General features: G+C 60.7%; 19 protein-coding genes and 3 pseudogenes. 10 read left to right on the top strand and 12 right to left on the bottom strand.

All coding sequences use genetic code 11. The features are described 5' to 3' along the window. Nucleotides 1-2: 2 nt before the first annotated feature. A complete protein-coding gene (gene traF / locus PYR65_RS25895; protein WP_276122190.1) occupies nt 3-530 on the bottom strand; it encodes a conjugative transfer signal peptidase TraF in 528 nt (175 codons plus the stop codon). Then, on the bottom strand, nt 527-3,829 hold the full coding sequence (traA, locus tag PYR65_RS25890) for a Ti-type conjugative transfer relaxase TraA (protein WP_276122189.1): 3,303 nt from the start codon (nt 3,827-3,829) through the stop codon (nt 527-529). The genes traF and traA overlap by 4 nt, the downstream gene beginning before the upstream one ends. A gap of 258 nt (nt 3,830-4,087) precedes the next feature. Here traA and traC point away from each other — a divergent pair, with 258 nt between their 5' ends. The 6 genes and pseudogenes from traC to PYR65_RS25860 all read left to right on the top strand — a co-directional run bounded on the left by traC (nt 4,088) and on the right by PYR65_RS25860 (nt 7,724). Further along, entirely contained in the window at nt 4,088-4,384 is a 297-nt protein-coding gene (gene traC, locus PYR65_RS25885; protein WP_276122188.1) for a conjugal transfer protein TraC, read from the top strand. Between the two features lie 4 nt (nt 4,385-4,388). Then, entirely contained in the window at nt 4,389-4,604 is a 216-nt protein-coding gene (traD, locus tag PYR65_RS25880; protein ID WP_276122187.1) for a type IV conjugative transfer system coupling protein TraD, read from the top strand. Then, nucleotides 4,591-6,566, top strand: a pseudogene (gene traG, locus PYR65_RS25875) (Ti-type conjugative transfer system protein TraG). Before traD ends, traG begins: the two are co-directional and overlap by 14 nt. Continuing rightward, nucleotides 6,563-7,000, top strand: a complete 438-nt coding sequence (locus PYR65_RS25870) for a thermonuclease family protein (RefSeq protein WP_276122186.1) — start codon at nt 6,563-6,565, stop codon at nt 6,998-7,000. Before traG ends, PYR65_RS25870 begins: the two are co-directional and overlap by 4 nt. Nucleotides 7,001-7,095: 95 nt before the next feature. Beyond that, the gene (locus PYR65_RS25865; RefSeq protein ID WP_276122185.1) at nt 7,096-7,362 is read left to right on the top strand and encodes a WGR domain-containing protein; all 267 of its coding nucleotides are present in this window, start codon (nt 7,096-7,098) and stop codon (nt 7,360-7,362) included. Between the two features lie 83 nt (nt 7,363-7,445). After that, nucleotides 7,446-7,724, top strand: coding sequence for an HU family DNA-binding protein (locus PYR65_RS25860; RefSeq protein WP_065657819.1), 279 nt, complete (start codon nt 7,446-7,448; stop codon nt 7,722-7,724). A gap of 43 nt (nt 7,725-7,767) precedes the next feature. On the opposite strand, the gene PYR65_RS25855 is transcribed toward PYR65_RS25860, so the two are convergent. From PYR65_RS25855 to PYR65_RS25835, 5 genes are all read right to left on the bottom strand, one after another. Continuing rightward, nucleotides 7,768-8,079, bottom strand: coding sequence for a DUF736 domain-containing protein (locus PYR65_RS25855; RefSeq protein ID WP_041699667.1), 312 nt, complete (start codon nt 8,077-8,079; stop codon nt 7,768-7,770). A gap of 139 nt (nt 8,080-8,218) precedes the next feature. Then, on the bottom strand, nt 8,219-8,542 hold the full coding sequence (locus PYR65_RS25850) for a DUF736 domain-containing protein (RefSeq protein ID WP_250972851.1): 324 nt from the start codon (nt 8,540-8,542) through the stop codon (nt 8,219-8,221). A gap of 557 nt (nt 8,543-9,099) precedes the next feature. After that, a complete protein-coding gene (locus PYR65_RS25845) occupies nt 9,100-10,254 on the bottom strand; it encodes an IS110 family RNA-guided transposase (protein ID WP_276122184.1) in 1,155 nt (384 codons plus the stop codon). 639 nt (nt 10,255-10,893) lie between these two features. Then, complete coding sequence (locus PYR65_RS25840; RefSeq protein ID WP_276122183.1) at nt 10,894-11,838, bottom strand: alpha/beta hydrolase family protein; 945 nt, start codon at nt 11,836-11,838, stop codon at nt 10,894-10,896. Nucleotides 11,839-11,876: 38 nt separating this feature from the next. Beyond that, on the bottom strand, nt 11,877-12,635 hold the full coding sequence (locus tag PYR65_RS25835; protein WP_276122182.1) for an SDR family oxidoreductase: 759 nt from the start codon (nt 12,633-12,635) through the stop codon (nt 11,877-11,879). Nucleotides 12,636-12,733: 98 nt separating this feature from the next. Here PYR65_RS25835 and PYR65_RS25830 point away from each other — a divergent pair. Beyond that, nucleotides 12,734-13,638: pseudogene (locus PYR65_RS25830) on the top strand (cupin domain-containing protein). A gap of 30 nt (nt 13,639-13,668) precedes the next feature. Here PYR65_RS25830 and PYR65_RS25825 read toward each other — a convergent pair. After that, entirely contained in the window at nt 13,669-14,559 is an 891-nt protein-coding gene (locus PYR65_RS25825) for a LysR family transcriptional regulator (protein ID WP_276122181.1), read from the bottom strand. Nucleotides 14,560-14,665: 106 nt separating this feature from the next. On the opposite strand from PYR65_RS25825, the gene PYR65_RS25820 reads away from it, so the two are divergent. The 3 genes from PYR65_RS25820 (at nt 14,666) to PYR65_RS25810 (ending at nt 16,775) form a co-directional block, all read left to right on the top strand. Then, nucleotides 14,666-15,535, top strand: a complete 870-nt coding sequence (locus tag PYR65_RS25820; RefSeq protein ID WP_276122180.1) for an SDR family oxidoreductase — start codon at nt 14,666-14,668, stop codon at nt 15,533-15,535. Between the two features lie 13 nt (nt 15,536-15,548). Next, nucleotides 15,549-16,037 (top strand): AtaL-like protein, encoded by a 489-nt coding sequence (locus PYR65_RS25815; protein ID WP_407951375.1) that lies wholly within the window; start codon nt 15,549-15,551, stop codon nt 16,035-16,037. Nucleotides 16,038-16,106: 69 nt separating this feature from the next. Next, nucleotides 16,107-16,775, top strand: a complete 669-nt coding sequence (locus PYR65_RS25810; protein WP_276122179.1) for an NAD(P)-dependent oxidoreductase — start codon at nt 16,107-16,109, stop codon at nt 16,773-16,775. A gap of 305 nt (nt 16,776-17,080) precedes the next feature. Here the strand turns inward: PYR65_RS25810 and PYR65_RS25805 are convergent. The 4 genes and pseudogenes from PYR65_RS25805 to PYR65_RS25790 all read right to left on the bottom strand — a co-directional run bounded on the left by PYR65_RS25805 (nt 17,081) and on the right by PYR65_RS25790 (nt 21,066). Further along, a pseudogene (locus PYR65_RS25805) lies at nt 17,081-17,664 on the bottom strand (hypothetical protein). Between the two features lie 627 nt (nt 17,665-18,291). Further along, complete coding sequence (locus tag PYR65_RS25800; protein ID WP_276122178.1) at nt 18,292-18,549, bottom strand: hypothetical protein; 258 nt, start codon at nt 18,547-18,549, stop codon at nt 18,292-18,294. Between the two features lie 57 nt (nt 18,550-18,606). Continuing rightward, the gene (locus PYR65_RS25795) at nt 18,607-18,921 is read right to left on the bottom strand and encodes a DUF7007 domain-containing protein (RefSeq protein ID WP_276122177.1); all 315 of its coding nucleotides are present in this window, start codon (nt 18,919-18,921) and stop codon (nt 18,607-18,609) included. 102 nt (nt 18,922-19,023) lie between these two features. Then, nucleotides 19,024-21,066, bottom strand: coding sequence for an ATP-dependent DNA ligase (locus tag PYR65_RS25790; RefSeq protein ID WP_276122356.1), 2,043 nt, complete (start codon nt 21,064-21,066; stop codon nt 19,024-19,026). Nucleotides 21,067-21,205: the final 139 nt, after the last annotated feature.

The following is a 21,205-nucleotide window of genomic DNA, read 5'->3' as shown; positions in this document are numbered from 1 at the left end:
AGTTATGGATCGAATGTGAGGACCGGCCGCGCCAGGCCGAGAAGGCCCGTGTCCGGAACCGGCCCGAAATACCGACTATCATAGGAGCTCGCAAAGGATGAGTGAAGAAACAGATATCTCAGTGGCACGATGCCGGTTTTGAACGGTGTGATCGCCCTGCCCTCGCCATCGCTCGCGCGAACGATCGATGAGGCGAGAGGCCTACCGTCGACAGTGACATTCGCGCCTATTTCCACATGCTGTCCGGGAAGCGCCGCCACTGTCTTGATCAGCGGCGCATAGCCACCCGGGCAGAGGCCGCGCCTGACATAGCCGCGGCGCCGTGCTTCCTCGAATGAAGCGGTTGCCGGTGGGCAGATGAACACGAGATCGCCGGCTTCGACCGGACGCTGGAGGGTCACGATACGCCAGAGTCCAAGCGGCTCGCTCGGCGTCAGGTTCAACCGAAAGCCGCCCATATAGCCGACTGCCACTAGTGCGGCGATCACCCCGCCCGCACCGGCCAGGAACAGGAGAAGGCGCCGACTCATTGTTTCATCACCGGCGTCTGGCGCTGGGAGAGACGCAAATCCTCGGCTTGCCGCAGGGTCTGGACGGTGCGCTCGTGAGCGGCGAGTTGCTGCGACGTACGCATGATCGGCCAAGCTTCCTTCAGACGCTCCTTCTGCTCGGGCTGCATCCCTTCGGAGAGTTTGTCGAAGAGCTTTCCGGAGGGTTCGCGCGCGGCATTGGTGAGCATGGTACGTTCGCCGAAGCGTTCGGTGACGGCTTGGTTGAACCCGTCAATTTCCAGCTTGGTTTCCCGATTGCTCAGTGCATATGCCATGGCAGCCGGCAGATCGTTGCGGTCGATTGCATCACGCACGCGCTCCAGCACCAGATGTGCTGCCGGCGACAATGCCGGGATGTCGACCGACACGCGCTGACGCAAAACCTGTTCATCCGCCTGCAGCCGCTGCACGGCGGTCTCGCGCATCCTCAGATACTGCTCAAGATCGCGCTTCAGGGCCGGAACATTGAGGTCTGCAACGCGACGGTCCTCGCGCTCTGTCCTGCTAGCAAGAACGCCTGTCTTGCCCCTGAGCGGTCCGATCGACGCCGGGGCGGTCGTCAGCGTCTGAAGCGCCAGTTTGGCCGTTTCCTTATCCACCAGAACCGCATCGAAGTTCATCGCCCGGAAAGCGGTTTCGGGATCGGCAAAGACGTAAGAAAAGCGGGCCGAGACCTCTTCCCATTGTTTCTTGAGGGCTGGATCGGTGTCCAGCTTGTTCCATGCTGTGTCGGCAACGGAACCGGGGAATGTCTTGATGCCTGCGACCATGGGCGCGGCCTCCTTTATCGTTTGGGTTTTCGGGGGATGGTGCAGACCGAGACGCTCTGCAAAGTTTGCAAGGCGCTGGCCGAGATCGACCAGTTTCGTCTTCTGGCGCAGCGTCCAGTCGAGTTGGTCGCGTAGCAGCGTCCGCGCCACCTGGAGGATGTTGAGGCCACGGTTTTCTGCGTACCGCAGCGCCTCGCGGTAAAGCCTTCCGCGCTCATAATCGAGCGTGGTCTCCTTGGCATTTTTTCGGGAAAGAACTTTGCTGAGCCCGCCGTTGAAGGCGAATGACCGGCGGCCGTAATAAAGCTGCAAATCTTCGCGGTGGCGGGTCATCGCCACGTAGGTCAGATGCCGATCGAGCGACAGGCTTGCCAGCACCTTCACGCGGTCGACAGTAGCGCCTTGCGATTTATGGATCGTGGTGGCGTAGCCATGATCAAGATTGCTGTAGAAGCGTTGCTCGACGATGACCTGGCGGCGCTGATCACCCTCTCCGATAACAGCAACGATCCTGTTTGGTGCAGCCTCAACGACATGAGCGATCATGCCGTTCTTGACGCCGAGCGACCCTTCGTTCTTCAGGAAGACGATCTGGTCGCCCGCGTCGAACTGGCGAATGCCGTCAGCCGTTTTGAAGACATGGCCCTCACCGACAATGCCGCGTTCAACGAATTTTTCGCGGGCCATAATGTTCAGCATGCGCACGTCACGGCGCAGATGCGCGAGGATCAATGTTGTCTTCGTCTGATCGTAATCGTGGTTCCAGTCACCGATGAGCCGCTCGACCGCTTCGGCCTTCAGGCGCGTTACCGTGATCCTGACATTGGCATCATAGGCGGTCAGCGCCTTTTCCACGTTGCCTCGCGCCAGATCGAGTGACGCCCTGCGCATCCAGTCCTCGCGCTGGCGATAGATTGTCTCGAGTTCGGCATAACCTATGCGGTCAACGATGGCGCGGAAGGCAGCCCCCGCCTCGATCGGCTGGAGCTGTTCGGGATCGCCGGCCAGAACGATCTTGGCACCTGCCCTGACGACGGCATCGACAAAGCCGGCCATCTGTTTTGAGGCGACCATGCCGGCCTCGTCCAGGACAAAGACGGTTTTGTCATCGAGAACGTCACGACCACGGTTCCAGCGCAGTTCCCAAGACGCAAGCGTCCGGCTCTGTATCCCAGCTTCCTTTTCCAGGCCCTCCGCCGCCTTGCCGGCAAGTGCTCCGCCGACCACACGATATCCGGCCAGTTCCCATGCCTCGCGGGCAGCTTTCATCATCGTGGTTTTGCCAGCGCCGGCGCGTCCAACCACAGCTGCGATCCGGGCGGGACCGGCGATCCGCTCGATCGCAGTTTTCTGCTCGTCCGACAACCGCTCATGCCGCCGGAACGTTGCGGCCAGAGCTGCTTCAGAGACTGGATGACCGTCCCGGTTCGACAGCCAGATTGCCTGCCGCACCATCGTCGCTTCCAGCCGGATCATCGCACGGGTCGAATAACGGGCCGGCACCTTTTCTCCGGTCGCGAACGCGATCGTGTCACGCTGCAGCCGAAGTACCTCGGGATTCAGGATGATGCGTAACATCAGTTTCTGGAAAACAGTCGGGTCATCGACATAGCGATGCAAAACCTTTGCGACATCGCGTTCATTGAAGACGCTCTTCTCTCGCGTGATCAGGTCGAGCACGATGGCTGGATTGCGCAGGATACGACGCACGTTTTCCGACCGCCGCTCTTCGTTCAATTCAATGCGCTCAAGCTCTGGCCGGACGCCCTGCTCCTGCGCCTTTCGCTCGATCGCCTTGGCGCCAACGCCAAGATGGATGGTCGGCTCGAGTTCGATGCCCTGCTTCTCGTAGGAACGGCCGTCGATCTTGAGATCGATCCCGCCGAGCGCCAGATGATGGTTCAGCCGCTCGAACCATCCATCGCGCAGGACGTTGAAGTCGTCGGTCGATCCGGCCCAGAGGTCATAGAGGATTTTCCCGGACTTCGTGCGGACCAGCTGGCCATCCTCGCCAACGACCGCGACCTTCTTCGATCCGAACCCGTCCTCGGTCAGCGGACGCAATGTGGTCATCAGATGGATATGCGGATTGCCGGGATTGTCGTGGTAGACCCAGTCGGCCACCATACCCTTGGCGAGGACGTGTTTCTCGACGAAGTCCCTCACCAGTGCGATGTTCTGCTCGGTAGACAGCTCCAATGGAAGCGCAATGGTCAGGTCGCGAGCGAGCTGCGCATCAGAACGCTTTTCGAAGGCTTCGACCTTGTTCCAGAAGGCTTCCGAAGCTCCGGCAACAGAGCGGTCGGCAATCATCGCGCGCACCCATTTCGGGGCATCGGCAGGCAAGACGAATTCCTCATGCAGCAGCCCCTCTTTACGGGTGTAGTCGATGGTACGGGCCTCGCGCTCATATTCCATCTTGGCGCAGTGCCGGTAGGCAGCAGACAGCACCACACTGCGGCCGCCGCCGCGGCTGACGATGCTGGCTGAGAAGTGCGCGATGGCCACGGCGGTAAAGCTCCCGGTTTGAACTTCATCGTCGGGAGCGGTCGGACCATGGTCGGCCCCTCTTTAGGCCCCTACGCAGGGCGTCGCGTCAGCGACGTATAATTGCGCACTTGGATCCGCTCCTTCGGAACGGCGGGATCATCCTCCAAAGTGTCGGCTTTGCCGACGTGCAGATCTGCACATTCCTTCGGATGTGCTTTTGGGGAAATCTTGCAACGGAACAGAGCCGCCAAGATTTCCAGGGGAGATGCGACCGGAATGAAGAAACCATCATCGAAGATCAGGGAAGAAATCGCCAGATTGCAGGATCAGCTGAGACAAGCGGAAACACGCGAGGCCGAGCGCATCGGCCGGATCGCGTTGAAGGCCGGCCTCGGTGAGATCGAGATCGAGGAAAACGAGTTACAGGCTGCGTTCGAGGAGATCACCAGGCGGTTTCGCGGAGGCAAAGGAAGTGCGACCGGGAAGAGAAATGTCGGCGACGGCAGGACCGCAGGCGAGACGGTCACGACGATCGAAACTGGCGCGCCTGCGGGCAGGCCTGGTGAGGCTTGAACGCATGGCCCGCACAATGACGGCTGACGCCCGAAAGAAAGACACCCGCGAAAAAATCGAACTCGGTGGCCTCATCGTCAAGGCAGGACTGCGTTACGAGAAGCGGGCACTACTGCTCGGCCTGCTGATCGATGCCAGTCGTCGCCTCAAGGGCAACGATACGGAGCAATCGCGCCTGACAGTGATAGGCGCGGAGGTGTTCGGTCGTGACAGTGAGTAAACTGTTCCTCGCCGTCATCCCGGCGGCGACGATGATCGTCGTCGTGGTGTTCATGCCGGGGATCGAACACTTGCTGGCCGCGCTCGGCAAGACCGCGCAGGCCAAGCTGATGCTCGGGCGGATCGGCCTTGCGTTGCCCTATGCCACTGCGGCTGCAATCGGCACGATCTTTCTGTTCGCGGCAAATGGCGCAGCGGGTATCAAGGCTGCAGGATGGGGGGTCGTTAGCGGAAATGGAGTGGCAATCCTCATCGCTCGCCTGCGCGAGGGGGTTCGCCTGGCCGGGATGGCTGGCGACATCCCGAAAGGTCAATCCGTGCTCGGATATGCGGACCCCGCAACGATGCTTGGCGCATTGACAGCATTCCTCGCCGGCGTCTTCGCACTGCGCGTCACGACGAAGGGAAACGCAGCTTTTGCCCAAGCCGCACCACGGCGGATTGGGGGAAAGCGAGCGGTGCATGGCGAGGCCGACTGGATGACGGTGCAGGAGGCTGCAAAACTTTTTCCCGATCCCGGCGGCATCGTCCTAGGCGAACGATATCGCGTCGATCGCGACAGCGTTGCGGCCGTGTCGTTCCGCGCTGACGATCCGTCGACCTGGGGAGCGGGGGGCAAGAGCCCGCTCCTATGCTTCGACGGCTCGTTCGGCTCGTCCCATGGCATTGTCTTCGCCGGCTCCGGTGGCTTCAAGACGACGTCGGTAACGGTCCCGACCGCGCTCAAGTGGGGTGCGGCCTTGTCGTCCTCGATCCGTCGAGCGAAGTGGCGCCGATGGTATCGGAGCATCGCCGCAAGACTGGCCGGAAGGTGATCATTCTCGATCCCTAGGCGTCAGGCGTCGGTTTCAACGCGCTCGACTGGATCGGGCGACACGGCAGCACGAAGGAAGAGGACATCGTCGCAGTCGCGACCTGGATCATGACCGACAATGCCCGAGCAGCTTCCGCACGCGACGACTTCTTCCGCGCGTCCGCCATGTAGCTGCTGACGGCGCTGATCGCCGATGTCTGCCTGTCCGGACACACGGACGCCAGGGACCAGACGCTGCGCCGTGTCCGCGCCAATCTATCCGAGCCCGAACCGAAACTGCGGGAGCGGTTAACGCGGATTTACGAGCAGTCGCAATCCACCTTCGTGCGCGAGAACGTCGCCGTATTCGTCAACATGACGCCGGAAACATTCAGCGGTGTTTACGCCAATGCGGTCAAGGAAACGCACTGGCTCTCCTATACGAACTATGCCGCCCTCGTTTCAGGCGACAGCTTCTCGACCGACGAGCTGGCGACCGGCGGCACGGACATCTTCATCGCCCTTGACCTGAAGGTTCTGGAATCGCACCCGGGGCTGGCAAGGGTCGTCATCGGCTCCTTCCTCAATGCGATCTATAATCGCAATGGCGAGGTTGCAGGTCGCACCCTGTTTCTGCTCGATGAGGTAGCCCGCCTCGGCTATCTGCGCGTCCTGGAAACCGCCCGTGACGCCGGACGCAAATATGGCATCAGCCTGGCACTGATCTTCCAGTCACTCGGCCAGATGCGCGAAGCCTATGGCGGTCGCGATGCCAGCTCGAAATGGTTCGAGTCTGCATCGTGGATTTCGTTCGCGGCGATCAACGATCCGGAGTCCGCAGAGTACATATCCAAGCGCTGCGGCGACACCACGGTCGAGATCGACCAGACAAACCGCTCTTCCGGAATGAAAGGATCGTCGCGCTCACGATCGAAACAATTGACCCGCCGTCCGCTGATCCTCCCGCATGAAGTGATGCGCATGCGCGGCGACGAGCAGATCGTCTTCACCGCTGGCAATGCGCCGCTACGCTGCGGTCGCGCCATCTGGTTCAGGCGCAAGGATATGAGCGCTTCCGTCGGGGAGAACCGGTTTCACAGGCAAGCCATAAAAGGGTCGAATGCAAATGGGACAGGCCGCTCCACGGGAATCGAGGAGACAATAGATTGAAAATTTCCACGGCCGTTGCCACCCTATCGACCATAGCAGTCTGCCTCCTCGCATCCGCGGTGTCAGCCCAACAGCCGAAAAGAGCGAGCGAAGCCTTCTCTCTGTGCGATGGCGGCCATAGGATCACCTGCGTGGTGGACGGTGATACGTTCTGGTTTCGAGGTGAAAAGATCAGGATCGCCGACATCGACACGCCGGAGCTCAGCCCGCCAAGATGCGAGAGCGAACGCAAGCGTGGCCTTGCGGCGAAACAACGTTTGCTCGACACCCTGAATTCCGGTCCGCTCTTGTTCAAGACGACCGCCAGGGATGAAGATCGCTTCGGTCGCAAGTTCAGGATCGTCTACCGAGATCGGCGATCGGTCGGGGATATGCTCGTTGCCGAGGGACTGGCCCGGAAGTGGCAGGTATCACGCCGGGGCTGGTGCGAGTGATCCGGGCGTCGGGGATCAATGTTATGAATCGATAAGGCCCATCCGATTCAAAACTCTCATTGGACGGCAGTCTTTGAACGCGCGAATCTGCCGTCATGATCACGCAGCCCTACCACCTCTATATCGAGCGTATCGCGCCGGAAACGAACATGGCGCGGTTCTACGCGCTCGCCGTTCAGCCGACATTGTTCGGCGAGATGTCGCTTATACGTGCCTGGGGGCGGATTGGAACGCGCGGACAGCAGATGGTGCATCTGTTTGACAACGAGAGCCAGGCCATCAACCTGTTCCTCGACGTCCTTTGTGAGAAGCGCAAACGGGGTTATCGGCCAAAACGACCTGTGGACATCCCACGGATCTGATCCTCGTCTCCATCGTCGCCGATGACAATCCGGTCATAAGCTGACACGGATTTTATCTTTGACAACAAGATGCGAGGAATTCCATGACCACCACCAATGAAATCGCCGACAAGATTGCAGCCGACAACGGCCTGACGAAGGTTCAGTCCAAGGGCATTGTCGAGGCCGTGTTCCAGGCCATCGCCGATGCTGCAGGCTCCGACGCTGAAACGTCGATCCCTGGCTTCGGCAAATTTAAGGTGAAAGCTTCGCCTGAGCGCGAGGGTCGCAATCCTGCGACCGGAGAGAAGATGACGGTTGCGGCTTCGAAGAAGCTGACCTTTGCGCCTGCCAAGGCGCTCAAGGATGCACTGAACAAGTGATCCTTGACGTGGAGAGCCCCGCCTTACGGCGGGGCATCCAGTATCAGTCCCGGTTCGACCGGGACCAGATGAGGGAGAGGCCTTCTTCACCTTCGACCTCGATTAGCGTCGCGTAGATCGGGGCCGGGAAGCTCGGATCGTCGAGCTTGACCGAGAGGTAGTCACGGCCTTCGTTCGAGGTCTTCTTCCAGGCTGCGCCGAATTCGACCGTAGCCCCGGCGAGGATGCGGTAGTCCGGGCCCTTTTCGGAAGTGCGCTCGACGGCGCGGATGGTTGCCTTGACGTTGAGGTTGAGGGTCTTGATGGTGCCGGAGAAGCCGTTGCCGGAAGCGGTGAAAGAGCCGATGGTTGCCATTGTCGTAATCCTTTTCGGTTGTTCGGGCCGCGTCCATCGCGGCCTCATATGAGGAGCCACTCGTCAAGCTACGGTTTCGAGCTGTGAGTGGCTGGTTTTCGTGACGCCCCGCAGGTGTAGGGCGTCACGTTGGGAGGGGTTAGTCGCCGGACCGGCGGTTCGGCCGCGACCAGATGAGGCTGAAGGCCTTGCCATCTTCGTCTTCGACCAGATTTGCGTAGAGCGGAGCCGTGAAGCTCGGGTCGTCGAGTTTGAGACCGAGGTAGTTGCGGCCCTCGTTGGACTGCTTGGACCAGGCGGCTCCGATTTCGATCCGGCCGACGAAGACGCGGTGGCTGGGAGCGTTTTCGCCGCTGGAGCGCGTATCGGAAACGATGCGGACGTTTTTGGTCTGGAGGGAAAGAGTGACGATCTCGCCGCTGAAGTCGTTGCCCGATTGTTGGAAGGTTCCGATGGTAGCCATTGTCATTCTCCTGACTGAGTTTGCCGAAGCCGCCCCTTGCGGCCTCGATAGCGGTCGTAAGACGCCAATCAGGCCGACTGCATCCCAAGGGCCGCAGCGCTAAGCGTAGGACGGCGAAAGCCGGACTTGTTGCCTCGCGAGGAATGCGGCGACGACGCAGGGGAAGAAGTTCGGCGAAGCCGTTGCAGGATCAGGACAGATTGGCGTCAGACCAGCCTGAAGAGAGGTCGCAAGGGGCCGCTCCGGACACCGGTCTCTCACGAGAACGATGCTGGACAACGATCTTCCAACCATGGACCGGCACTGGTGGCGCATCGAATTCGCCTTTAGAACCTTCGGTCTGAGCCCGTTTCTTGATCCGCGCGCCCTGCACGTATCAACCTCATATCCGGTCGCCGTTTCAACGGCCGCACCACAATCCCGCCTACGGCGGCTAGGGCTCAGGAGGACGAGACCATTCTCGATGACGGCATTTGAAGCCAAGCCGCGATGCGGTCGTCCACCTGGTTCCGGCGAGGCTGATCAGGCCTGTGCCGAACTGGTATGCGCTTAAACGGTCACGGTCTGACCACCGCGCCCTCGATCACGACGCCCGCGCTGGCATATTTCCACAACGCCACAACCAGCTTGCGCGCCAGTGCCGTGATCATCACCTTCTTGAAGCGGCCGCCATTTTGCGCGACTCGTTCATTGAACCAACGGCTGAGCGTTGAGGCGGGCTGATGCCTCAACCAAAGCCAGGCCATCTCCAACAGGGTCGATCTAAGCCGAGGGTTCCCGGACTTGCCAATGCCCTGCTCCCGGTCAATCGATCCGCTCTGCCAAGGCGTTGGCGCAAGCCCCGCGTAGGCGGCGACTTGCCGCCGATTGTCGAACCGTCGAAACAAGCCCTCACCCCAAAGGACTGCAGCAAACTCTGGCCCGATACCCACGACCTTCGACAGCAATACCACTTCGCGAGCCGACTGCCGTTCCTCCGCAAGCATGTCGTCACGTTCTGCCTCAACCTCCTTGATCTGGTCGATCAGCAGGTCCATGCGGGTCATCTCGCGCAAGACCTGCCGTTTCATGTGTAGCGGCAAAGCTCGCCCATCGCCCGTACGAAGCGTCTCCAACTGTTCGCGGCGATCACGTCGCAGGGGATCGTAGCCAGTGATCCCCTGCGAGAAGAGCAGACCCTTGATACGGTTGCTGTGTCGAATACGCTCTTCCATCAGAACTTTCCGCTCCCGGACGATGCGACGGCGATCTTCTTCATCCGGGGTCGGCACGCGCAACATCGAGCAGACCCGCGGCTCTCCCCGCTTGAAGGCGAGCAACGCTCGGATCAAACTCTCGCCGTCTAATCTATCGGTCTTCACCCGCCGCTTGCGTCGTGATGTTGCAATGGAGGCCGCGTCAACGACATGGCTCTCGTAGCCCTCTGCCGTCAGCGCGCGGTGGACCCAGAATCCATCGAGGCCGGCCTCCTGTATAATGACGAACGGATAATCGGAGCCGGTTCGGTCGTACGCCCTTCGCCGCAACATAGTGAGTTGGGCAAAAAGGCCGGTGATATCGCCACCGGCAATAATGTGACGAGACATCTTCTCACCGGCGCCGGGTGACATCGAGGTCAGTAGCCACGTCTTTTTGCTCAATTCGATCGAGGTGAAAATCGCCCCGAGCTCTCTTTGGGGAGTTCCTGCTGCATAAACACCATCCTGCGACATCGTCCTGCTCCTTTCTGCAACGGCATTGACGTCAACCAGATCAAAACAGATCGCCGCCATTACTCATAGGATCTCGATGGCAGTCGATAGGACCGGGGACGATGGGCCCGCACCTGAAAGGCCGAAACGGAGTGGAGGACGGCCATAGGAGAGGCTTTCTTGCCTCGCGAGGAATGGCTGCTTGCAGTCAGGGGAAGAAAACGAGCCGGCCGTTGCGGATGCCGATCGAGCCGAGCACCTCGAGGCGGTCTTTGGTCAGACATGCCCCATCGAGACCGCAGTGGACGTGCCAGCTGGCGGATCAAGGGATACACATTGGCATCATCGGGTGGCGACCAATGGGAATGGATGCATAGCGCCCACAAGCCCCAAACACTTGGTCAAAGCCAACGACTGGATTTGGGAGGTTCCCGGGAACGCTGCATTGCTTCTTCGCGCTGGTGGTTGTGGTGCCATGCCTGGACGGGTGACAAGATTGAGACGTGCTCACTCCCCACTCCCAGCTTCAGACAGACCACACCCTGGACCAATCCAAGGGCTTCAAGCCGCTCGAAGTTTTCCGCCGTGCAACCGGTTCCTTTAAGCCACCAACGGCCAGATCGCGAGGAGCAACCTGGCCGCAAATCGACTTTACCAATTTTAGTTCTGGCCTTGTGTGACATCCGCAAGCGGCGCGGCTTCACCCTCGAGCGCAAGGCATGCGCCGGGCCATGCACCTACATCCGCTCTTAGCACCGTCTGAAGCCAAGCGAGCGTCAGACGTTTTGTTGCTTCCAGCACATCGGGCGCCTCGATTTCTGTTTCCTTTGCGTCAAATCCGGCGATCCCGCCAAGCCCGTGTCCGACGCCGTGCATCGTCAACAGGGCCTCTGCGCCCGGCGCATCGTGAAACGCATCCGCATGCCATTCAGGGCCGCGCGTTGTGAAATGCGGATTGTCCGTATCACCGCAGACGACAAGGCTGCGGGTCGTCAGCGGCGAAAAATCAACGTCGAAGAACGGAAACCGGGCAGCTTTCTCCTCGGTCATATCCTTGCCGCCTCGCCCCGGAGTCGTCAGTAGAATGCCTGCTGAGATACGCGGATCGGAGAAATCCTCACCATTCAGCTGCGCGCCTAGCAGGAGCCCGACGGTGTGCCCACCGAAAGAATGGCCGGCCGCGCCGATGCGCGAATGATCCATCCGGCCCGCAACGGCGGGCGCCTGCCGTTCAACCTCGGGTAGTTGGTTGAGGATCGCCTTTATCTCCTCGACGCGCTCGCGCCAGAAGAACGGCGCGCCGGGGGAATCCGAAGGCAAGCCACCGACGAGCGAACTCGCATGCGTCGGCTGGATAACCGCGAAACCCCGTTCCGCCCAGAACTGGGCCAGCGGAGCGTAACCGTCTTTTGACGGGATGTAGTTGGAGGGGCCGAACCCATGCGACAGCAGCACGATGGGAAGGTTGCCGCCGGTCGCGGGCGCGGTCAGACGCAGTTCCAGCGGTTGGCGGCCGACCATCGGCAAACGGATTGGGGTATAGGCCACAGTGAGCGTCGCCTCAGGCGTGGGAATATGTTTGGCGAGATCGATCAGGTTGTTCACGTTCGGGTCCTTAAACATTGATTTTGGGGTGGTCGTCTTCAGGCCAGCGAGTGGCCTGCCTCGCGGAACCAGGTTTTCGCATCGGCGCCGGCGGGCGTTTTCATCGGTGCATCCGGTTCCGTCACGGCGCGCCAGACGGCGTCTGCGACATCATCCGGCGTCGTGAATTCTGTGCCGGAACGCAGTGTTGTCAGGTAGTCGTGGACGAATGCGCTGTATGGCTCGGGAATATCCATTCCCATACGTGCGACGGCATTTTTGCCGAACCCGGTCGTCGGCGCCGAACCCGGCAGAACAAGCTTCGCACGCACGCCGAACAGAGCGGTCTCCAGAGCGAGACTTTCCGTGAAAGCGTTCAGCGCTGCCTTGCTGGCACTGTAGACAGAGAGTGCGGCCAGCGGCTTGATGGTGACGCTGGAGCTGACGTTCACGATAACGCCCGACCGACGGATACGCATCTGCGGAAGAACGGCTTTGGTCATCGCCATCGCGCCGAACACGTTCGTTTCGAACAGTTCGCGGATTTTCGGCATCTCGGCGCCTTCTAGTACATTGAGCATGCCGACGCCGGCATTGTTGACAAGAGCATCGATCGGCCCGGCCGCTTCGACCGCCTTCGTGATGCTGTCGGCGCTGGTCACGTCCAGCGCCAGTATCTTAAGTTTTTCGCTATGGGGCATCAGATCGGTCTGCGGAGTACGCATGGTCGCGACCACGTCCCATCCTGCGCTCACAAATGTCTGCGCGATGGCGAGACCGAAACCGGACGAGCAACCGGTGATGAGAATCCTTGGCATGTTCTGTCTCCTGACAATTACCTTGCCAAGAGATGGACCAGACACATCGGACTATCTATATTCGATTGTCCGAGAATTTTTAGCATGAGTCCGAAACCATGAGCGATCCAATTGCCGAAGTCGTTTCCCTGCTCAAGCCAATGCCGTCGATCTCAAAGCTGGTGACGGGTGGCGGTCAGTGGCTCGTCGAGCGCACGGAACTTGGAAGCCCCTTTTACTGCGCGGTAGTCGAGGGCCATTGCCGGATGACGATCGCCGGTCGTGAGCCAATTTTGCTTACGGCCGGCGACTTCGTGCTGGTTCCGGAAATCTTCTCGTTTACGATGAGCAGCCTGGAACCTCCGCCGCGCGGAGCGCTTGCCCAGCGCCTTGAGACCAGCCCGGGTGTCTTCCGGCTCGGAGACCCCGAAGCGCCGCCGAAATCAAGGCAATGGTTGGCCATTGTGCCTTTGGCTCGGATGACAAAGCTCTTCTCGTCTCGTTGCTGCCGGAGATCATCCATGTTCGAGGCGAAGAGCGGCTGACGATATTGGTCCGGATGATAAATGACGAAACGAGAGCCGACCGTTCCGCGCGCGAGATGGTGCTTCACCGGTTGTTGGAGGTGCTGTTGATCGAAGCTTTGCGATCAACGGGAAGCGCTGCGGCCCCACCCGGTCTCCTGCGCGGCATGGCCGATCCTCTGCTGGCACCGACCTTACGCCAGATCCACGCGGATCCAGGTCGCAGCATGACGGTAGAAACACTTGCGCGGGATGCCGCCATGTCCCGGTCGACCTTCTTCGATCGTTTCCGGAGGGAGGTTGGCGTCGCCCCGATGGAATACGCGACCGGTTGGCGCATGGCGCTGGCGAAGGAGTTGCTCCGCGAGGATGTCGCCACGGCGGAGATTGCGCAACGCGTCGGCTATGGATCGGCAAGCGCCTTCAGCGTTGCGTTTAGTCGGCATGTAGGAATGCCGCCCGGCGCTTATTCGCGCATAAACACTGCTGGCCAACGCTAGCGCGATTGCAGAATTGGAACAGGCGGTCCCTCACCTGCCGATGTAGGCCGCTAGTTCATCGGGCGTTCCGTTGGGAAAAGCCTGCTTTAAAAAATCCAGGAAGGCGGAGACACGCGCGCTGAGCAATCGACGCGATGGATAGAGCGCCCACAGCGCGATCTCGGAGCCCTCGATATCGCCCCAGTGCAGCAAAGTGCCGTCGGCTAGATCGTGGCTCACCAGCGAAATCGGCATACGAGCAGCGCCGACGCCCGTTCGCACGGCATCCCGAACCATGATGAGTGAAGACAGTGCGAGGATGGGCTCGATCCCGATCGTCGCGGGTTCTTCTGAAGTCACGACGCTCCAGGTCTGCCGATCGCCCGCCACGCGCACGACACCTGGCGCCGGGAGATCGGCCACTGGGCGGGGAAGGTCGGGGCTTGCCACGACGACCAGACGATCATGCAGAAAGGCTCGGCCGACCAGACTTTCGTCCGGGTCCGGATTGACCCGGATGACGAGGTCATAGCCTTCCTCGATCATGTCGACAGCCCGGTCCTCCGTCGTGACTTCCAACCGCACGTCGGGATATTTCAGTGCAAAGCCGGCCGCGATCCGACCCATGGCTGTCTGCGAAAACAAAAGCGGCGCGCTGATCCGTAACCTGCCGCGCGGCTTGTCCCCGCCCGCCGCGATGGTGGCCGCCGTTTCGTCGAGCTCCGTCAGCAGAGCGGCTGTCCGCTCATGAAGGGCGCGTCCTTCCTCGGTGAGTTTGAGGTTGCGCGCGCCACGTTCAAATAGGCGAAGCTGAAGGGCAGCCTCCAGTTCGGTCACCCGTCGAGACAAGGTCGCCTTTGGGCGCCCAGACGCCCGCGACGCTTTGCCGAAACCGCCGTGACGCGCGACAAGGTTGAAATCGGCAAGTGCGACGAGATCCATGATCGTTCCACCTGTGAGACGAACTGTCTACTTTAACGGTCTATTGGTTTAATAGTGAACCAGCCATATTCCGGGTGTCAAGCAAAACCAACCCGGAGAAAATCCCATGACCATTCTCGTTACCGGCGCCACCGGCAATATCGGCGGCCAAGTCATCCAGCATCTCGTCAATAGCGGCGCTGATGTCCGCGCTCTCGTCCGCGACCCTTCCAAGGCCAATTTCCCGGCAGGTGTTGCCGTCGTCAAAGGTGACTTTCTCGACGTCGATGCCCTGCGCACGGCCTTCGACGGTGTGTCGACGCTCTTCCTGCTGAACGCTGTCGCACCAGACGAGTTCACCCAGGCTTTGATCGCCCTCAACGTCGCCCACTCGGCTGGCATCGAACGCATCGTCTACCTGTCGGTCATTCACCCTGATGTCTACGTGAACGTGCCGCACTTCGCCGGCAAGTTTGGCGTCGAACGGATGATCGAGCAGATGGGCATAAACGCCACCATCCTACGTCCGGCATACTTCATCCAGAACGATCTGACGATCAAGGACGTCATCACCGGCTATGGCGTCTACCCGATGCCCGTCGGGACCAAGGGCCTTGCCATGATCGACGTCCGCGATATCGCGGAGATTGCTGCAATTGAACTGCTGCGACGCGAACGGGCCGCACAGCCGCTTCCGACCTATCGCATCAACCTCGTCGGCCCTGACACACTCACCGGCACGGCTATCGCTGCTATCTGGTCGGATGTTCTTGGCCGTCAGATCAACTATGGCGGCGGCGATACGGCAGCTTTCGAACAGAACCTCAAGCAGTTCATGCCGCCGTGGATGGCCTATGACATGCGCATCATGGGCGAGCGCTTCCTGACAGATGGCATGCTGCCTGAAGGCGGCGATGTCGAGCGCCTGACGACGCTTCTCGGCCGTCCGCTCCGCTCTTATCGAGATTTTGCCTCGGAAACCGTGGCCGCTGCCTGAGGCAATCGCCAACATTTCAAAGGACAACCGTGATGATCTATTCGACCGCAACCCGGTAAATCCGGAAGGCGAAACAAAACTCACCCGGGAGCAGGTCTGGAAGGACCTCGAACTGAAGGCGCGCGACCCGCGCCTGTTTCTCCCGCCCGGCCTTTGCACCCGCTGCAACGTCGTCGAGGAAAGCGCTGTCCATTTCGTGCGCGAAGCCACTATTGCCGGTTCCGACATCAGGGAAATCATCACCCTCGAGCCACAGAGCAAAATCACCTTCTTCCAGGCAACCGGCCCACGCGAAGGCGCCATTATCAATGAACTATTCGAGAACGAAGCAGGCGCACTGCAACTGAAGTTTTACTGCTACCTCGGCCTGCGCGGCAAGCCGCCGAACGGCTCGGAAGAACAGGCCGAGCAGACGCAGTTCGACAGTGAAAAGGGCTACAAGTTCGCGCTGCTGTCGACGCTGAAGCGGACCCGAGAACTGCTCGCGGAAGGCAGGCTCTGATCATCCCACATAACAAACCCTGCAGGGCGGCCTCTTGAGAGGCGCCCTGCTTTAAAGAGGACCGAAACCATGACCGCTTCCGTCACTGACAAGTATTTCTCCGCCGCACCGAAGATCCTGGTCCTTGGCGCGACTGGACCAACCGGCCCCCATATCGTGAGCCAGGCCGTCAGCTGCGGCTACGATGTCACGCTCCTGGTGCGCTCGCCGGAAAAGGCCGCAGACATGAAGGGAGCGAAGATCGTCGTTGGAGACGCCCGTGACGAGACGGTGCTGCGCCAGGCCGTCAAGGGTCGCGATGCCGTGATCAGCGCGCTCGGCACACCCGCAAGCCCGTTTCGCGAGGTCACACTTCTTTCGACCGCGACCCGAGCGCTTGTCAGCGCCATGAAGGCGGAACACGTTTCGCGTCTTGTCACCATTACCGGTATGGGCGCTGGCGATAGCGCAGGGCACGGCGGTCTCCTCTCTGACAACTTAATCTTCCCTCTGCTCCTGCGAAAGGTCTACGCGGATAAAAACAGGCAGGAAGCCATCATCAGGGACAGCGGACTCGATTGGACCATCGTCCGTCCCACCGTTCTCAATAACAAGCCTCGTCACGAGACAATCCAGACGCTCACGGATTTCAGCCAGTTCCGCGGGGGCTCCATCTCGCGCGAAAACGTTGCGACCTTCGTGCTGGATCAAGTCACCACGGATCATTGGTTGCGCAAGTCGCCGTTGATCACCTGGTAGCGTTCACTTTAATAGCGCATCGGAAAAATGCCGGCATAGGGATTGCGGTCCTTCAGGCCACGAACGCATAGCTGCACTGCACAAAAATTAGGTGCAGCGTGGTGAAAATTCGTGCATACAGACTTCAGCTGATGCACATGGCGGCTCCTCCCAGTTCCGCCGCAGCAGCTGTTCCCCTCTGGAGGTCCATGACCTTCACACTTTATGGGCCGCGGTTTTCCGTCGGCCCTTTTTTCTTTTCCGAAACACGTCGCAACGGCGTTGCGGGCATTGGAGAAATGCGGGGCCGAAGCCCCGCAAGTCGGCTACTCGAACGCTGACATTTGGGCAGTCGCAGCTTGTCTGTCACAGAGTTGGCGGGTTGCTCGACCGTGCGCTCATAGGGCTTCCAGGTCTCTCCGGTGATGTCTTCGTAGGCGGAGACCGCACCTTCGGCTGCCATGCGAAGCACGTGGACCTGCAGGCCCATGTCGGCTGCGAACTCGCGCTTGCGCTGGGCGCGGCTGTCGAAGCCTACCGGGCCGTCGAGGTCCTCGTCTCTGGTATCGTTGGAAAGCTTGGTGGTGAGGTCGCGGGCCTCTGTAACCGCGCGGCTGTAGAATTGCCCGGCGCCGTAGGCTGAGCCGACGAAGGATCCGACGATGCGTTGCATGTGGATCTGCATGGCCTTTTCGACGAGGCCCTCCTTCAGGGCATCGGCGCTTTCGATCAACTGGCCGCGGTGGAGGTCGCGGATCCCGTCGCTGTCGATGAGGGCAAGGCCGAAGCTTTCGGAGATGCGCAGCGCCTGGGCTGTATCAGGGCAGGCGTGCCTGACCATTTCGAGGGTGGTGGCGCGTTGGGATTTGGCGGGACGGTTCTTCTGGGTGGAGCGGTTGAGCGATGCCATGATCGGATCCTTTATGAGCGATGTTTCAGCGAAGCCCGGGGTGCCGGTTGTCGTCCGGCTCAGCCCCTCGGGTGCGGGCAAAAGGACATGGGCGTCAGCGGCCCGGCCCAAGGTCAGGGCATCGCCAGGAGGAGCAAGGATGGTTTGCGGATGGTGCTGCCTGCACTTGCGGGCTGCGACAGACGCGGGCCTGCCTTGCAACGAGGCGATGATCCTGTCGCAACGCGGCGCGCCAGCGGCCTTTGACCGGGACGCGCCCATGTCAGACCGCAACAAAACCGAGGTGCTGTGCCGGCCGACGATCTGGTCCACGACGGCATGATGCAAAGCCATAGCGATCCGACCATGGGAACGCCGCGTCACCCACTGGGGGCACTGACAAATCTCGGGGCCAAGCACACGCCATTGCAAGCCGGTTGCCCCGTGCCATGTCTTCCGCACGTCGATCAACGCTTTATCGCACCTCACGTTGGCCGGGCTTTCCACTCTCACCCGGCTCAGTTGATCTGCGTGCAGTGGTCGATGGTGGGCCATGCCGTTCCCGCTGCCGTGCCCAGATCCTGCGATAGAGCTCGGTGAAGTCGATCACCTGATTTCGGGGAGCCCTGCTGTCTGTGAACGCGACAGTCATAGCCTTGCCGCCCAGGTCACGAAGCTGGACGGACCGTCATATGGCCTTTGCTTCAGTGGATCGATGACGAAGCCATGCCGGCCGATCACGTAGTCGGAGCGTGGAACCAGGAACCGTCGTTCGCCGGTCTCGCCCCGGATCCCGCCCAGCGTCGCGATGCACTCGACAAAGCCAGGCTGATGATCGGAATTGAGGGCTGCGATCACCACCCAGTCGTTGCGATGGCGACTCTCGAATTCTTGACTGTCCCGCATGTGAGACTGACTGCCGTTCAGTATTGCGCCCGTGACGCGCTCGTAGGCATCAGGGAATTAGTCGCGAAGCGTCCGATCGGCCAACCGACGTTCATAGGTCGTGAATAGATCCGGGAAAGCATGGGCAACCTTCGCCCATTCACAATCCTCTTCGTAAAACTCGGTGTCATTACGATAGAGGGCATGGACGATGGTATTGGCATTCTCGGCGAGATGGAAACCACCATGGCCGGCGGTCGAATGCAGAACGATACCGTCGGCATATCGTCGCGAGACCTGTGCCGTGCCCCAAGGCGTCGACGCTCCTGCTTGTATCGTCGGCCGGTCCAATGCCCTTAGTTCAGCCTGATGCACTGCTTTTTCTGTGGCCATGTCATCATGGATCTCTGCGATGACAAACTCCTTCTGATTGCTCGAAACAGAAACGCCGCCAGCGTGAGCCAGCGGCGTTGGTTCAGATCCTGATGCCTGGTGCTATTCGGCAGCCTCGCGGAAACCTTCGTCCGCCTCTTCCTCGGCCGCAGAATGGTCCACAATGTCACCACCTGAGAGCTGATCTTCGATCGTATCGGGAACGTCGCCAGCATCCTCCAATCCGCTGTCGACGCTGGTGTAGCGTCCGACCCACGATCGCACCTCCTCAGCGGATGGCGCGAGCAGCGCTGCTGGATGCACCAGCTTTCCCTCGGCAAAATGCTCGACCAGAGCCGCGCGGGTAGCCTTCACCTTGATCCGACCGGGCACGCCCGCCGTTTCCGCGGTCGCCTCCAGCGCAGTGCGTGACAGGCAGGAGAGGAAGTCTTCGGTCGCCATATTGGGCAAGAATTGATCAGCGCCGACGGAGTCCCCGGCAATGCGGGCGACCAGTCCGCTGTCGGAGCGATTGCGGCGAAGCGACAGCGCCTCGATCAGGACCGAGCGCGCAGCCTGCACCAGTGTCTCGCGATCGAAGGACAGCTTGCCGTCCTCGCCAATCAGCCTAGCAGCATGCGGGCCGCATTTCGCATGACCATAGGGATTGTCCGATGCGCCGCTGGCAATGCTGACATTGGTGCCGGTGAAGGCCAGAATGAGCAGCGCCATCAGCGTATCGTCCTCGATCGGCGCACGGGCAAGCGCCTCGTGCAGAGCGTCCGTCCGCAAGTCGCCGATCATGTCGAGACCCTTCTGGGTCACATCGGGCCGTGCTTTCGGAGCTTCGACCTCCTCCACGACAGTCTCGACACCATCGGCATCCTTGACCAACTTCGGCTTCTTCGCCTCCGGCATGCGATAGGCAACCGACTGAACCGAGCCGTCGCGCGCGTTGATGTACCAGCCGGTCAGGTCACCCTTGCCCGGCTTGCCGTAGACCTGTTGTGCCTTGGACGGCAGCTTGGCCTGGCCGTATTCATTGGCCTCGATGACCGAACCACGCTTCGGCAGATTGTTGGAGAGCCATTCCTGCTGCGCACCGAGAAACGCCTCGACGTCTGTCGTATAGCGGCTGTCCTCGTCAGCGGGTGCAAACAGGTCCTCGACCCAGGTGATGCCATAAGCCAAAGCCAGATCGTCGCCGAAACTTGCATGTTTCGCGAGCATCCGGGTCGTGGTCAGTGCGCGAGCCACCTCCCACCAAGACACCTGCGGATCCTGCTTCTTCGGCTTGTACTTCTTCCAGACCTCGGCCTGTTCGTCCTGACCGGCGGCGGCGATCGTGCGCAGCTGCTGCTCGTTCGGCATATCGCCACGCGCCATCTGGTCGAGCATGGCGGGCAGGATATTGGCCAGAAGCCGGAGTTTGCGGATCTGCCGGCTCGGAAGTGCCAGCGCCATGGCGATCGACTCCTCGGTCCATCCGAGAGCCACCAGCCGCTCGATGGCGCGCCATTGGTCGACCGGGTTCAGCGGTTCGCGGGCGATGTTTTCCGCAAAGGACTGCATGGCGCCGAGATCGTCTGAGGGATCTGCCAGCAGCAGCGGGACATAGACGAACGCGTCGCCCTGGTATGCCGCAAGCAACAGGCTGCCGATCCCGCCGCGTGCCACAGCGGATGGCTCGTATCCGACAATCACAAAGCTTTCGCTCTGGATGCATTTGATCTTCAGCCAGTCGCCGAGCCGGCCCGAATGATAGGCACTGTCGCGGTGCTTGGCGATGATGCCTTCCAGACCGTGCTCTCGCGCGGCCTCCAGAAGTGTCGCGCCATCCACTTCGATCTTCTGCGAGACGCGGATCGCTCCTTCGTTTTCGCCGATCAGGTCTCCCAGCAAGTGACGACGTCCGGACAATTCCATCTTCGTCAGGTCATGGCCATCGAAATACAACAGGTCGAAAGCGTAGAGGCTCGCATCCTCAGATGCTTTTTTGCCCCCACGCCCGCCAAGCGAACGCTGCAGCGCCCCGAAGTCCGAGCGGCCCTCGGCATCAGGGACGACGGCTTCCCCATCGAGAATGGCCGTTCCGACGCCAAGCTTGCGCGCAGCGGCGGCGATTGCCGGAAACCTGTCGGTCCAGTCATGACCGCCACGGGTGATGATCCGTACCGAGTTCGGTTCGATGTGAACTGCAACACGCCTGCGGGAACTGCAGGATAACGCAGCGATCTACAAACTCCCGGAATAGCGCCTGTAGGGCAAGAAACGAAAGGGCGCTCGACCCTTTCGGGGAGCGCCC

Source organism: Pararhizobium qamdonense, from assembly GCF_029277445.1.
GTDB lineage: Bacteria > Pseudomonadota > Alphaproteobacteria > Rhizobiales > Rhizobiaceae > Pararhizobium > Pararhizobium qamdonense.
Note: the sequence above shows the minus strand (reverse complement) of the source record. Positions and strands in the feature narration are given on the sequence as shown.

What these genes read in the sequence shown, in the direction of transcription:
- PYR65_RS25860 (WP_065657819.1), top strand. Translation starts at nt 7,446, where the DNA reads ATGACCACCACCAATGAAATCGCCGACAAGATTGCAGCCGACAACGGC.
- traC (WP_276122188.1), top strand. Translation starts at nt 4,088, where the DNA reads ATGAAGAAACCATCATCGAAGATCAGGGAAGAAATCGCCAGATTGCAG.
- PYR65_RS25865 (WP_276122185.1), top strand. Translation starts at nt 7,096, where the DNA reads ATGATCACGCAGCCCTACCACCTCTATATCGAGCGTATCGCGCCGGAA.
- PYR65_RS25795 (WP_276122177.1), bottom strand. Translation starts at nt 18,921, where the DNA reads ATGGCCACAGAAAAAGCAGTGCATCAGGCTGAACTAAGGGCATTGGAC.
- PYR65_RS25810 (WP_276122179.1), top strand. Translation starts at nt 16,107, where the DNA reads ATGACCGCTTCCGTCACTGACAAGTATTTCTCCGCCGCACCGAAGATC.
- traF (WP_276122190.1), bottom strand. Translation starts at nt 530, where the DNA reads ATGAGTCGGCGCCTTCTCCTGTTCCTGGCCGGTGCGGGCGGGGTGATC.
- PYR65_RS25800 (WP_276122178.1), bottom strand. Translation starts at nt 18,549, where the DNA reads ATGCGGGACAGTCAAGAATTCGAGAGTCGCCATCGCAACGACTGGGTG.
- PYR65_RS25850 (WP_250972851.1), bottom strand. Translation starts at nt 8,542, where the DNA reads ATGGCTACCATCGGAACCTTCCAACAATCGGGCAACGACTTCAGCGGC.
- PYR65_RS25835 (WP_276122182.1), bottom strand. Translation starts at nt 12,635, where the DNA reads ATGCCAAGGATTCTCATCACCGGTTGCTCGTCCGGTTTCGGTCTCGCC.
- PYR65_RS25845 (WP_276122184.1), bottom strand. Translation starts at nt 10,254, where the DNA reads ATGTCGCAGGATGGTGTTTATGCAGCAGGAACTCCCCAAAGAGAGCTC.
- PYR65_RS25855 (WP_041699667.1), bottom strand. Translation starts at nt 8,079, where the DNA reads ATGGCAACCATCGGCTCTTTCACCGCTTCCGGCAACGGCTTCTCCGGC.
- PYR65_RS25825 (WP_276122181.1), bottom strand. Translation starts at nt 14,559, where the DNA reads ATGGATCTCGTCGCACTTGCCGATTTCAACCTTGTCGCGCGTCACGGC.
- PYR65_RS25820 (WP_276122180.1), top strand. Translation starts at nt 14,666, where the DNA reads ATGACCATTCTCGTTACCGGCGCCACCGGCAATATCGGCGGCCAAGTC.
- traD (WP_276122187.1), top strand. Translation starts at nt 4,389, where the DNA reads ATGGCCCGCACAATGACGGCTGACGCCCGAAAGAAAGACACCCGCGAA.